The organism is Vibrio sp. B1FIG11, from assembly GCF_905175335.1.
In the GTDB taxonomy this organism is placed as follows: Bacteria; Pseudomonadota; Gammaproteobacteria; order Enterobacterales; family Vibrionaceae; genus Vibrio; species Vibrio campbellii.
On sequence record NZ_HG992751.1, the window covers coordinates 1,307,851 to 1,320,368 of the forward strand.

10 protein-coding genes and 1 pseudogene are annotated in these 12,518 nt (G+C 44.5%); 5 read left to right on the forward strand and 6 right to left on the reverse strand.

The window, feature by feature from the left end; all coding sequences use genetic code 11:
• Positions 1-33: 33 nt before the first annotated feature.
• On the reverse strand, positions 34-1,470 hold the full coding sequence (nhaC, locus tag KHO06_RS05960; RefSeq protein WP_005439709.1) for a Na+/H+ antiporter NhaC: 1,437 nt from the start codon (positions 1,468-1,470) through the stop codon (positions 34-36).
• Positions 1,471-1,907: 437 nt separating this feature from the next.
• Between nhaC and asd the strand changes: the two genes are divergently transcribed.
• Complete coding sequence (gene asd, locus KHO06_RS05965; RefSeq protein ID WP_212582236.1) at positions 1,908-3,023, forward strand: aspartate-semialdehyde dehydrogenase; 1,116 nt, start codon at positions 1,908-1,910, stop codon at positions 3,021-3,023.
• A gap of 125 nt (positions 3,024-3,148) precedes the next feature.
• Positions 3,149-3,661 (forward strand): type II secretion system protein, encoded by a 513-nt coding sequence (locus tag KHO06_RS05970; RefSeq protein WP_038892815.1) that lies wholly within the window; start codon positions 3,149-3,151, stop codon positions 3,659-3,661.
• A gap of 342 nt (positions 3,662-4,003) precedes the next feature.
• Here KHO06_RS05970 and KHO06_RS05975 read toward each other — a convergent pair.
• Both KHO06_RS05975 and KHO06_RS05980 read right to left on the reverse strand, forming a co-directional pair.
• Positions 4,004-4,851 (reverse strand): annotated as a pseudogene (locus KHO06_RS05975) (ion transporter).
• A gap of 62 nt (positions 4,852-4,913) precedes the next feature.
• Positions 4,914-5,552, reverse strand: a complete 639-nt coding sequence (locus KHO06_RS05980) for a YchE family NAAT transporter (protein ID WP_005433169.1) — start codon at positions 5,550-5,552, stop codon at positions 4,914-4,916.
• Between the two features lie 651 nt (positions 5,553-6,203).
• On the opposite strand from KHO06_RS05980, the gene adhE reads away from it, so the two are divergent.
• The gene (gene adhE, locus KHO06_RS05985) at positions 6,204-8,906 is read left to right on the forward strand and encodes a bifunctional acetaldehyde-CoA/alcohol dehydrogenase (protein ID WP_005444662.1); all 2,703 of its coding nucleotides are present in this window, start codon (positions 6,204-6,206) and stop codon (positions 8,904-8,906) included.
• 143 nt (positions 8,907-9,049) lie between these two features.
• Here the strand turns inward: adhE and KHO06_RS05990 are convergent, their stop codons facing one another.
• The 3 genes from KHO06_RS05990 to sodB form a co-directional block, all read right to left on the reverse strand.
• Positions 9,050-9,793 carry an SDR family oxidoreductase gene (locus KHO06_RS05990; RefSeq protein WP_212582237.1) on the reverse strand — a complete coding sequence of 248 codons (744 nt, stop codon included), beginning with the start codon at positions 9,791-9,793 and terminating at the stop codon, positions 9,050-9,052.
• A 134-nt stretch (positions 9,794-9,927) separates the two neighbouring features.
• On the reverse strand, positions 9,928-10,431 hold the full coding sequence (locus tag KHO06_RS05995; protein ID WP_212582238.1) for a VC2046/SO_2500 family protein: 504 nt from the start codon (positions 10,429-10,431) through the stop codon (positions 9,928-9,930).
• 156 nt (positions 10,432-10,587) lie between these two features.
• Positions 10,588-11,172, reverse strand: coding sequence for a superoxide dismutase [Fe] (gene sodB, locus KHO06_RS06000; protein WP_005536241.1), 585 nt, complete (start codon positions 11,170-11,172; stop codon positions 10,588-10,590).
• A 243-nt stretch (positions 11,173-11,415) separates the two neighbouring features.
• Here sodB and KHO06_RS06005 point away from each other — a divergent pair, with 243 nt between their 5' ends.
• Both KHO06_RS06005 and KHO06_RS06010 read left to right on the forward strand, forming a co-directional pair.
• Positions 11,416-11,751 carry a Grx4 family monothiol glutaredoxin gene (locus KHO06_RS06005; RefSeq protein ID WP_009707292.1) on the forward strand — a complete coding sequence of 112 codons (336 nt, stop codon included), beginning with the start codon at positions 11,416-11,418 and terminating at the stop codon, positions 11,749-11,751.
• A 74-nt stretch (positions 11,752-11,825) separates the two neighbouring features.
• Positions 11,826-12,455, forward strand: coding sequence for a DsbA family protein (locus KHO06_RS06010; RefSeq protein WP_045400654.1), 630 nt, complete (start codon positions 11,826-11,828; stop codon positions 12,453-12,455).
• Positions 12,456-12,518: the final 63 nt, after the last annotated feature.

The following is a 12,518-nucleotide window of genomic DNA, read 5'->3' on the forward strand; positions in this document are numbered from 1 at the left end:
ATGGAAGGTTTCTATCTATGGAAAGCTGAAGCCTTAAGCTGTTTGTTGTTTGAGTTCAGCTTCTGTTTGTTCTTCTGTTGCTGGAGCTGTTGGTTCGCATTTATCAACAAACCAGCCCATATAAGAAGTAAAGATGGTCACGATGATACACACGAAGCTCAGCCACATGAACGGCGCATACGACAATGTTGCCACACCCAAGATGCTCGCCATGTAGATACCATTATCACTCCAAGGCACCATACCAGATGTTAATGTGCCGCCGAACTCTGCGTTACGAGATAGATTCTTGCGTTTGTAGCCAAGGCGGTCGTAGTTCTTCGCACAGATCTTAGGAGTAAGAATCAGTGATACGTACATCGCAGAGCCGAATACGTTACCCATGAAGGCCGTACCAATTGTGCTGGTTGCCAATGAGCCTGCGCTTTGAACACGTCGTTCGAACAGCTTTGCAATCGTTTCTAGTACGCCAACCTTATCTAGTAGGCCGCCAAAGCCTAGACCAAACACGATCACCGCAACAGAACCTAGCATAGAAGACATGCCACCACGGTTTAGAATCGAGTCAATGAAATCCACGCCTGAAGAAATCGCAAATGGTGCCCAAGCTGTGTTGAATGCTGTCAGGAAGTCTACATCCTGGATCATCACTGCCCAGATAATACCTAGCAGAGAACCAAAGCTAATCACAGGGAAAGAAGGCATACGCATCGCAAGTAAAGCCAATACGATGATCACAGGGACAAAGGAGTACGGCGTAATAAAAAATTGTTGTTCCATTGCCTGAATAACCGAATCCACTTGGCTCATGTCAACTTTACCAGCGAAGTGGAAGCCAAATGCGGTAAACATAATGCCAGTGATGATGTAGCTGATCAGCGCGATAGGTAGCATACCTTTGATGTGCTCAACCACTTCTACATTTGACATAGAAGAAGCAAGGATCACTGAATCTGAAAGTGGAGACATCTTGTCACCAAAGTAACAGCCCGATAGCACCGCACCTGCTGTGATTGGTGCTGGAACACCAAGACCTTGACCAATACCCATCATCGCAATACCAGCTGTACCTGCTGCACCCCAAGATGTACCAGTTGCTAGTGCTGTCAAAGAACAGATGATCATTGTTGCTAGCAAGAAGATAGAAGGGTGAATCGCTTTCAAACCGTAATAGATGATAGTCGGTACGATACCGCCTGAGATCCAAGTACCGACCAAGGCACCAACAGCAAGAAGAATAAGCACGGCACCAAGGCCATTAGAAATGCCATTTAAGGCTGCTTTTTCAAGGTCTTTGTATTGGTGACCTAATCTTAGGCCCAATAGCATAATAATGAACCAACCGATGTACAGCGCGAGCTGGATTGGAAGGTCTAATTTGGCAGTAAATGAAAATGCCAAAAGAAGAAACAAACCTAGCGAGATAAATACCTGTATCAGACTAGGAAGACGTGTTGTAACTTGCTTCATATGTGCCTCTGTCGTTCATGGAGCAATAGAGGAAGGCCGCTCCCTGTTTTAATCGGGCATAACATACATTAACAAAAATTATATTTCGAACATTTGGTGCTTTATCTTGACTTTCATCCGCAAAAACGTTTGCTTGTGAAATTAATAACTAAAAAACTTTAATGTTAATGGTTGGAAATGTTTTGTAATGTAAAAAATATGTGCCGCAAATGTTTTTTTCTCATTGAGTGGTAAGACCTTATTGTGGGGAGTTAGCACTTTACCAGGCAGGATCAGGCGAATAATCAAGAAGAAAAGAGAAGAAAATAACTTGGATTATAAAAAACCGCGGCAAACGTTAAAAAAGTTGCGTTTATTTGCAAATTAGGGCTTGAGATTTTGTGTCGAAAATTGAACTATGGAGAAAGTTTCAAAAATATACATGGAGAGTTAATGCGATGAGAGTAGGTTTAGTTGGTTGGCGCGGCATGGTCGGTTCGGTACTGATGCAGCGCATGGTCGAAGAGAAAGATTTCGACTTAATTGAGCCAGTTTTCTACAGCACGTCTCAAATAGGTATCCCGGCTCCAAACCTAGGTAAAGAAGCTGGTCTACTTCAAGATGCGTTCGATATTGACAGCTTAAAACAGCTTGATGCAGTGATTACGTGTCAAGGTGGTGGTTACACAGAGAAAGTTTACCCAGCACTACGCCAGGCTGGCTGGAAAGGCTACTGGATTGATGCAGCGTCTACACTGCGTATGGCAGAAGATTCTATCATCACTCTAGACCCGGTAAACCTAGCGCAAATTCAACAAGGCATTCACGGTGGCACCAATACGTTTGTTGGTGGTAACTGTACAGTAAGTTTGATGCTAATGGGCCTTGGTGGTCTGTTCGAGAAAGGCTTAGTTGAGTGGACAAGTGCAATGACGTACCAAGCTGCGTCTGGCGCAGGTGCACAAAACATGCGTGAGCTGATCTCTCAGATGGGCGTAATCAACGACTCTGTAAGCTCTGAATTGGCAAACCCAGCAAGTTCTATTCTGGATATCGATAAAAAAGTAGCGGATACAATGCGCAGCTCTTCATTCCCAACCGATAAGTTTGGTGTGCCGCTAGCGGGCTCTTTGATTCCTTGGATCGACGTTAAACGCGACAACGGTCAGAGCAAGGAAGAATGGAAAGCAGGTGTAGAAGCGAACAAGATCCTTGGCTTCCAAGATGCGCCAGTGCCAGTCGATGGCACTTGTGTCCGTATCGGTGCGATGCGTTGTCACTCTCAAGCATTGACTATCAAGCTTAAGCAAAACGTGCCAATGGATGAAATCGAAGAAATCATCGCGACGCACAACGACTGGGTGAAAGTGATTCCAAATGATCGTGACATCACCGCTCAAGAGCTAACGCCGGCAAAAGTAACTGGCACGCTTTCTATTCCTGTTGGTCGTCTACGTAAGATGGCAATGGGTGATGATTTCCTAAACGCGTTCACTGTAGGTGACCAGCTTCTATGGGGTGCAGCAGAGCCACTACGTCGTACTCTACGAATCATCCTTGCTGAGAAAGCATAATTTGTCTCAAGTTTGAGATGCCAATTTTGAAAGCGCCCAATCGGGCGCTTTTTTATATTTCAATGACAGTAAGTTGACTTTGATTGCATAACGTTGCCGCGAATTCAATCTATTGGAGTACGGTAATGAAACAAAATACAAAAGGTTTTACTCTTATCGAGTTAGTGGTTGTCATTGTAATTCTCGGTATTCTAGCCGCTGTTGCCGCTCCGAAGTTTCTAAATCTTCAACATGACGCGAGAGCTTCTTCCATTCAAGGTATGGCGGCTTCTGTTCATAACGCTGCTGAAATAGCATATGGGAAAGCGGCTGTTGAAGGAGAAGAGAATTCACCGTCGTATCATGTAGTAGGAGCGGGTAATGTCCACTTTGGTTATCCCGCAGTGGAAAATAATGGCTTGGAAGATTTCCTAGATGCGGATCTGGGTTACAAAGACGGTACAAAAGACTGGGTTTGGGATGCGTATAATACTGGTGGTAGCTTAGCAGACCCAGACTATAAAGTTATTACCCAATCAGAATGGGTTCAAAAGTATGACCGCGAAGCAATCAAAGCGAGTAACTGCTACGTGAAGTACACCGCGGCAATGGAGCCGGGTGATGAATACAAAGTGGAAGTGTTTACTGACGGTTGTTAAATCGAGAATAGACCTTGCCCACAGGAAATGTTTGTTTCTTGAGAGCCAAAAGTTATGTAGAAGCCGATGTGAATTCATCGGCTTTTTTGATCGTGGAGTTGGAATACAAGGGCGTTCAGAATGCAGCGCTCCAATAACCGGAAGCGCTGCGTTGGAAGGCAAGCGAAAGAAACTAAGTTCTAAAACGCGTTGACAGAATCTATCCCCAGAAAGACAAAATATAGCCGATTCCCGATTCCCGATTCCCGATTCCCGATTCCCGATTCCCGATTCCCGATTCCCGATTCCCGATTCCCGATTCCCGATTCCCGATTCCCGATTCCCGATTCCCGATTCCCGATTTTATTCTTCCTCGTCCGCACTCACGACGCGATTATCAGGATCCGCTAACTCACTACCACAATGCTTACAGTGCATCGCATCAGAGTCATGACCAGAGCGATTGCAGTTCGGGCACTTAACCAATTGCTTATGCGCATTCATCTCATTACTCAGTTCTGCGGTGATAATGCCGGTTGGAACCGCAAGTATCGAGTAACCAAGCAACATAGTGAGGGATGCAATGGCTTTACCCAAGTGAGTTTGCGGTACCATGTCGCCATAGCCAACCGTAGTAATAGTTACGATCGCCCAGTAGATGCTTTTCGGAATACTCGTAAAACCGTTATGGGGCCCTCAATCACAAAGATCAGCGCGCCAAAAATGGTGACCAGAATACCTACAGTACTAAAGAAGATAAGAATCTTACGACGCGCCATTAAAAGGGAGCGCAACAAGATGTTTGAATCCTGCAGGTAGCGAACCAATTTCAAAATACGGAAGATTCGCATCACACGAAGCAGTCGCACCACGCCCATAAATGAAGCGCCGGGGAAGAATATTGCTAAGTAGGTAGGCAGAATGGCCAGCAAGTCGACGACGCCATAAAAGCTGGTGGCGTAAGACTTAGGTTTTGGTGAACAGTAGAGTCTTAACAGATATTCGACAGTGAATATGGCAGTAAAGGTGTACTCAATGTAACGCAGCTCACGTGACCATTCCGTCATGACCGATGGCAGTGACTCTAGGATGAGAACTAATAACGAGGTAATGATCGCGATAATAAGCGCAATATCGAAGGCGCGTCCGGCACGTGTGTGAGTGCCGAAGATGATGACGTATAAATGATGCTTAATAGACTTGCGAGGCATGATGTTGCACTGTCAGCGTTAAAATGAAACGAATTGCAACATCATACCAGAAGTTTGGAAGCTTAGGCTAAGCCGGGGAAGAGGTTTCTTAGGCCGTTTGCGATGAACTCGATACCCAATGCACCTAGGATAAGACCCATGATACGCGTGATTACGTTGATACCCGTCTGGCCAAGGAAACGTACGATCAAAGGTGCAGAACGGAACAGTAGCCACGAGCAGAAACAAAACAACATGATGGTAACGCTAATGCCAACTGTGTCGAGTGCGCTTGGGTAGCGTGCACCATATACGATGGTTGAGCTGATTGCGCCAGGGCCTGCCATTAATGGCATCGCCAGTGGCACTACGCCAATCTGTTCACGACTTACATACTCAGTCTTTTCTTGTTTGTTCTGCTTATCTTCACCCAGTTTACCGCTCATCATTGAGAACGCGATGCTCAGAAGTAGCAAGCCGCCAGCAACACGGAAAGAGTCCAGCGAGATGCTGAACATATCCAGCAGTAACTGACCAGCAAAAAGAGAAATGATCAAAATCACTGCAACAGCAACGTTTGCTGTCGTGGCGGTTTTGTTTTTCTCTTCTGGAGTCATATGTCCGGTTAGGGACACGAACACTGGCATGATACCAACAGGGTTCACTGCTGCGACCAAACCTAAGAAAAACTGTAGGAAAATAGCTAACTCTAAAGTCTGCATGTTGCTTACTCGTAAACGTTCACAATAGTGAAAAAGAGAGGGGGTAATTTTAGGCGGTAATGTAAGGCAAAACTGCGGCTGGAAGAAATGAAAAAAACTAACGTATTTGGGCTAGTATTTGTGAGAAAAACTAATTATTGAAGAAAATGTATTCAACCTGGAAACGAATTGTTACGTAGAAAGTTGGTGAGAGAGCATACTGATTTACACAAACGTTAACATTCGCACATTTTTCGCAAAAATAAAGGTGGTTTGTAGAGAGATAAGACGTATTCGATATACTCTCAGTAGCACAAAAATTAGGGTCCACATGTAATTTTGTTGGCTAAAAATGAAACTTTTTTACAGATTGTTGTTGTTTCTTTTAGTTTTTAGTTCGTTTGCTTCTTTTTTGTTCAATAAAAAATGAAGTTTAATTTATTTGTTTATCAATGAGTTATGTGGTTTTGTTGTGGTAAACCACTACTTTGGGGGTATTTCAGTTGTGAGAACTGATCCAAGTCAATTTTTTTCATACTCTGAAATATTATACTCAGCCCTGAAAGCAATTTACTAAGATGGTTGTTAGTTAAGTCGCTGATAAACAGTAAAAACGAAAGACAATAGCCTTACTAAAAAGTTTTTAATATTTATTATTTTAGGAGATCCACCATGCCTGTAACTAACTTAGCTGAACTAGATGCTCTAGTAGCACGCGTTAAAGCAGCACAAGAAGAGTTCGCAACATTTTCTCAAGAGAAAGTAGACGCAATCTTCCGCGCAGCTTCACTTGCAGCTAACCATGCTCGTATTCCACTAGCACAACAAGCAGTTGCTGAATCTGGAATGGGTATTGTTGAAGATAAGGTAATCAAAAACCACTTCGCTTCAGAATTTATCTACAACAAATACAAAGACGAAAAAACATGTGGCATCCTAGAAGAAGATGACAACCTAGGCACAATGACTATCGCTGAGCCTGTAGGTATCATCTGTGGTATTGTTCCAACGACTAACCCAACTTCTACAGCAATCTTCAAATCTCTAATTTCTCTAAAAACTCGTAACGGCATCATCTTCTCGCCACACCCACGTGCGAAGAACTCAACTAACGATGCCGCGAAACTAGTTCTAGACGCAGCAGTTGCAGCTGGTGCTCCAAAAGACATCATCGGTTGGATCGACCAACCATCTGTAGAGCTTTCTAACGCTCTTATGAAGCACGACGGCATCGCTCTTATCCTTGCAACTGGTGGTCCAGGCATGGTTAAAGCAGCTTACTCTTCTGGTAAGCCAGCAATCGGTGTAGGTGCAGGTAACGTTCCTGTAGTTATCGATGAAACAGCTGACATCAAACGTGCTGTTGCTTCTATCCTAATGTCTAAAACTTTTGATAACGGCGTAGTATGTGCTTCTGAGCAAGCTGCAATCGTAGTTAGCGAAGTGTACGACGAAGTGAAAGAGCGTTTCGCTTCTCACAAAGCTCACGTTCTATCTAAAGCTGATGCTGATAAAGTACGTAAAGTACTTCTTATCGACGGCGCGCTAAACGCGAAAATCGTAGGTCAACCTGCTCCAGCAATCGCTGAAATGGCTGGCGTTAAAGTTCCTGCTGACACAAAAGTTCTTGTAGGTGAAGGTCTAGGTAAAGTTTCTTACGATGATGAGTTCGCTCACGAGAAACTATCTCCAACTCTAGGTCTATTCCGTGCTGACAACTTCGAAGATGCAGTTGCTCAAGCGGTAACAATGGTTGAAATCGGTGGTATCGGTCACACATCTGGTCTTTACACTAACCAAGACGTAAACGCAGACCGCATCCGTTACTTCGGTGACAAGATGAAGACTGCACGTATCCTTGTAAACATCCCGACTACTCACGGTGGTATCGGTGACCTTTACAACTTCAACGTAGCACCTTCTCTAACTCTAGGTTGTGGTTCTTGGGGTGGTAACTCTATCTCTGAGAACGTAGGTCCTAAGCACCTTATCAACAAGAAAACTGTAGCTAAGCGAGCTGAAAACATGTTGTGGCACAAACTACCTAAGTCTATCTACTTCCGTCGTGGTAGCCTTCCAATCGCAATGAGCGACCTAGAAGGTAAGAAACGCGCATTCCTAGTAACTGACCGTTTCCTATTCAACAACGGTTACGCTGATGAAGTAGTTAAACTGCTTAAAGAGCAAGGCATCGAAGTTCAAACATTCTTCGACGTAGAAGCGGATCCAACACTATCTGTTGTTGAGAAAGGTGCAGAAGCAATGAAGAGCTTCCAACCTGACGTAATCCTAGCTCTAGGTGGTGGTTCACCAATGGATGCTGCGAAGATCATGTGGGTAATGTACGAGCACCCAGAAACTCACTTCGCTGAACTAGCAATGCGCTTTATGGACATCCGTAAACGTATCTACAAGTTCCCTAAAATGGGTAAGAAAGCTGAGCTTGTATGTATCACTACAACTTCAGGTACTGGTTCAGAAGTTACTCCATTCGCTGTTGTTACAGACGACAAGACTGGTGCTAAGTACCCACTAGCTGACTACGAAATCACGCCAAACATGGCTATCGTTGATGCTAACCTAGTAATGAACATGCCTAAGTCTCTAACAGCATTCGGTGGTTACGATGCAGTAACTCACGCTCTAGAAGCTTACGTATCTGTTCTTGCGAACGAGTACTCAGATGGTCAAGCTCTACAAGCGCTTAAGATGCTTAAAGAGTACCTACCTTCAAGCTACGCGAACGGTGCAAACGACCCAATCGCTCGTGAGAAAGTACACAACGCGGCAACGATCGCTGGTATCGCGTTTGCTAACGCATTCCTAGGTGTTTGTCACTCAATGGCGCACAAGATTGGTGCTGAGTTCCACCTACCTCACGGTCTAGCGAACGCACTACTAATCTCGAACGTTGTACGTTACAACGCGAACGACAACCCAACTAAACAAACTGCGTTCTCTCAATACGACCGTCCACAAGCACGTCGTCGTTACGCTGAAGTTGCTGACCACCTAGGCCTAAGCCAAGAAGGTGACCGTACTGCTCAGAAGATTGAACGTCTACTAGCATGGTTGGACGAGCTGAAAGGCGACTTAGACATCCCAATGTCTATCCAAGCTGCAGGTGTTTCTGAAGCTGACTTCGTAGCGAAACTAGACGAACTAGCTGTTGAAGCGTTCGATGACCAGTGTACAGGTGCTAACCCACGTTACCCTCTAATCACTGAGCTAAAAGAAGTACTAATGGCTTCTTACTACGGTAAAGCGTTCGTTGAAGGCGAAACTTTCGAAGGTACAACTGTTATCAAGAAGAAAGCAGACCAAGTAGCGAAAGAAGCAGCACCAAAAGCTAAGAAAGAAAAAGCTAACGCATAAGTAAGACGTTAGTTATGAAGTAGGTTTTCGCTAGCACGAAACTTACAATCGGGAAACTCAAAGCCCCAGTCGAAAGACTGGGGCTTTTTTTGTTTCTCTATTTAGCCGTTTTGCAGCAGAAGGTGATTATCAATCGTGGAGAGTTAGACTTCGGTCGTGACAACGCGTCCGCTAAAGTACTCATTTGCGACAATGTAGGCGGTATTTCTTACCAACTCATCTTGGATTTGAGCCCAATGTCGCTCGTCTAGATCTTCGCTGGTATGGTTTACTGATGGGATGACACCACCCACACGAATATTGAAAGGGGTCAGCTCTTTTGCCCAGCTGTAAGTAAAACCAGAGACCAAAGCCGCCATGCTTTCCACACCGGTCAAATCCTCATGGTTGTCATGTGAGATTACATTCACGATAACCCCTTTTTTCTCTTTTGAACGGAATCGTTCTGCGCTGACTTGCCCATAGGTATATAGAAAGCGAGCTGCAGAAGAAAGGTGATCGATGTACGTACTCATTGGTTCTGGTGCCATCAAGCTCGGCATTGGAGAGCTGGTCCAACAATTAACGATGACGTCGGGTGTTGCGCCTAGCTGTGACTCAATTTGATCGAACAATAGATTGATTGAGGTGGTGTTATCACTACACACGTTTATCGCATAAACCTTGTCGGAGAAGGCGCGGATTTGCTCGTAGCTCGCCTTTAAAGCATGAGGGTTCTGGTCACAGAGCACCAACGTCGCACCAAGGTGGGCAAAGTGGTTGGAACAAGTCCTGCCTAAGACTGAGCCTGCAGACGTAACGAGAATGATTGATTCTTTGATATCCATAGCACCTTCACTGTAATTTCTTGTGTTAAACAATACATCAGTGGTTTGTGCTAACAGCATGGATGAATTTCTTTGAGCTCAGTGTGAAAAGCTTCAAAGTAACGCTTTTGAGTCGGAATTATTGTCTAGGAATTTGTAAGCCGTCACATTTCTGACGTGCTTCAAATGTAAGTGCTTGGAGAAAAAGAAGATCGTTAAGCTTGTACTTGAATTTGATACTGACGTTGAGCCGTCACTAGTTGGTTGTACAAGCCCGCTTCAGGGATCAACTGCTTATTACGCTCTCCTAAGCTACGACGCTCATGCCCGGAAAGGTTGTGGTAAACCTCTTCTGGCAGGTTGAATGTGTCTTCTGGCAGGTAAGTTAGCGCGTCTGGTTTTAGGTAATGGCTCAACTTCGCAGATGGTAAGCCTGCATCATGGAACTGTTTTGCTTGTTCCGCTGCAAGTTCATAGCTGCTGCTATCAGAGCGAAGCGCTTGAGGCTGAGACAGCCCGAATTGCTGGCGAAGAATGTCGTCACTGGTGATGACTTCTTGTACTTCTTCAACTGGAACCACATCTCGAACATCATTCGAAAACATAGACAGAATTAACGAGAAATCAGCACGACGGCCTTCGTGCACGGCATGGTTGATACCATTACCGAACTGAAGTTCGTTGATGATTGCTGCTTTGTCTACAGTATGGATTTGCATGGTGTTCCTCGCTTGATGCACTTTTAACGGCAACAGAAGGAAGAACTTTAGAGAAAAGAGGGGATTAATTGAAGAAATAGGTTTGAGAAGCAATAAAAAAGCCCGCAGTAATGCGAGCTTTTAACTATGACTAAATTGAACTTAGGGGGAAGTAAATTACTTCGCTAGGTTCTCAGCTACAAAGTCCCAGTTTACAAGAGCCCAGAAGCCGTTCATGTAATCAGGACGTACGTTGCGGTAATCGATGTAGTACGCGTGTTCCCACAGGTCAACAGTTAGAAGTGGAGTAGTACCTTCTTCTGTTAGTGGTGTTGCTGCGTTAGAAGTGTTAACGATTTCTAGAGAACCGTCAGCTTTCTTAACTAGCCAAGTCCATGAAGAACCGAAGTTGTTGATTGCTGCGTCAGTGAACTTCGCTTTGAATTCTTCGAAAGAACCGAATGCTGCGTTGATTGCTTCAGCAACTGCGCCAGTTGGTTCGCCGCCCGCGTTTGGCGCTAGACAGTGCCAGTAGAACGTGTGGTTCCAGATCTGTGCTGCGTTGTTGAATACGCCACCAGTAGAAGTCTTGATGATTTCTTCTAGTGTTTTGCCTTCGAACTCAGTACCAGGGATAAGACCGTTTAGCTTAACAACGTAAGTGTTGTGGTGCTTACCGTGGTGGAAATCTAGAGTCTCTGCAGAGATGTGTGGTTCTAGTGCGTCTTTCGCGTAAGGAAGAGCTGGTAGTTCAAATGCCATTGCTCGATTCTCCATAGATATGAAAGGGTTACCTTTCGATTGCTTCCAGTGTTTTTATTTATATGTAGTCGTTACGACTGACTTGAGAAGTATTTTAGCAAGTTTTTACTTTATTAAAACCCCGATATGAAAATATTTTAAGATACCAAGGCTAAAGACTTACTAATTATATGGTTTTTATTCTGTGGTTATTGAGTAGAATGTGGCAAATAATTAAAGTTCACATCCATGAATGAGGAAGCGATGGAAACTATCGATAAAATCAAACAGCAGATCTCTGAAAACACAATCCTGCTGTACATGAAAGGATCACCGAAACTGCCTAGCTGTGGTTTTTCTTCTCAAGCTGCACAAGCACTAATGGCATGTGGCGAGAAGTTCGCTTACGTAGACATTCTACAAAACCCAGACATCCGCGCTGAGCTACCAAAATACGCTCAATGGCCAACATTCCCACAACTATGGGTTGAAGGCGAGCTGATCGGTGGTTGTGACATCATTTTGGAAATGTTCCAAAAAGGTGAACTTCAGCCTCTTATCAAAGAAGCTGCAGCACGCGTTGAAGGTGACGCTGAGTAATTCGTAAATACTCACATTTGGCGATAGAATACAAAGGAGCCGCATTGGCTCCTTTTTCTTTTTAGGTTAGTGGAATGAACTTGAAGCTATACTACGTACATGATCCAATGTGCAGCTGGTGTTGGGGCTACAAACCAACCATCGAAAAATTGAAGCAGCAACTGCCGGGTGTGATTCAGTTTGAGTATGTTGTGGGTGGGCTTGCGCCAGATACTAATCTGCCGATGCCTCCGGAAATGCAGCAAAAAATTGAGCAGATTTGGAAGCAAATTGAAAGCCAGCTTGGTACCAAGTTTAACTACGATTTCTGGACGTTGTGTACGCCAGTGCGCAGCACTTACCAGTCTTGCCGCGCTGTTATTGCCGCAGGCTTCCAAGACTCTTATGAGCAAATGCTAGAAGCGATTCAACACGCTTACTACTTACGTGCGATGCCACCTCATGAAGAAGCAACGCACTTGCAACTAGCACGAGAGATTGGCTTAAACGTTCAGCAGTTTAAGAACGATATGGATGGCACTTTGCTGGAAGGTGTTTTCCAAGACCAACTGAGTCTTGCTAAGAGTTTAGGTGTTAACTCTTACCCGAGTCTGGTACTGCAAATTAACGACGCTTACTTCCCAATTGAAGTAGATTATGTGTCGACAGAAAACACGTTGAAGCTCATTCGCGAACGTATTATCGACAATATGCCAGCGCAGTAAGTTGAAACCGATTTTCTAAAAAACAGACAACAAAAAGCCGCTCATTGAGCGGCTTTTTCGTAA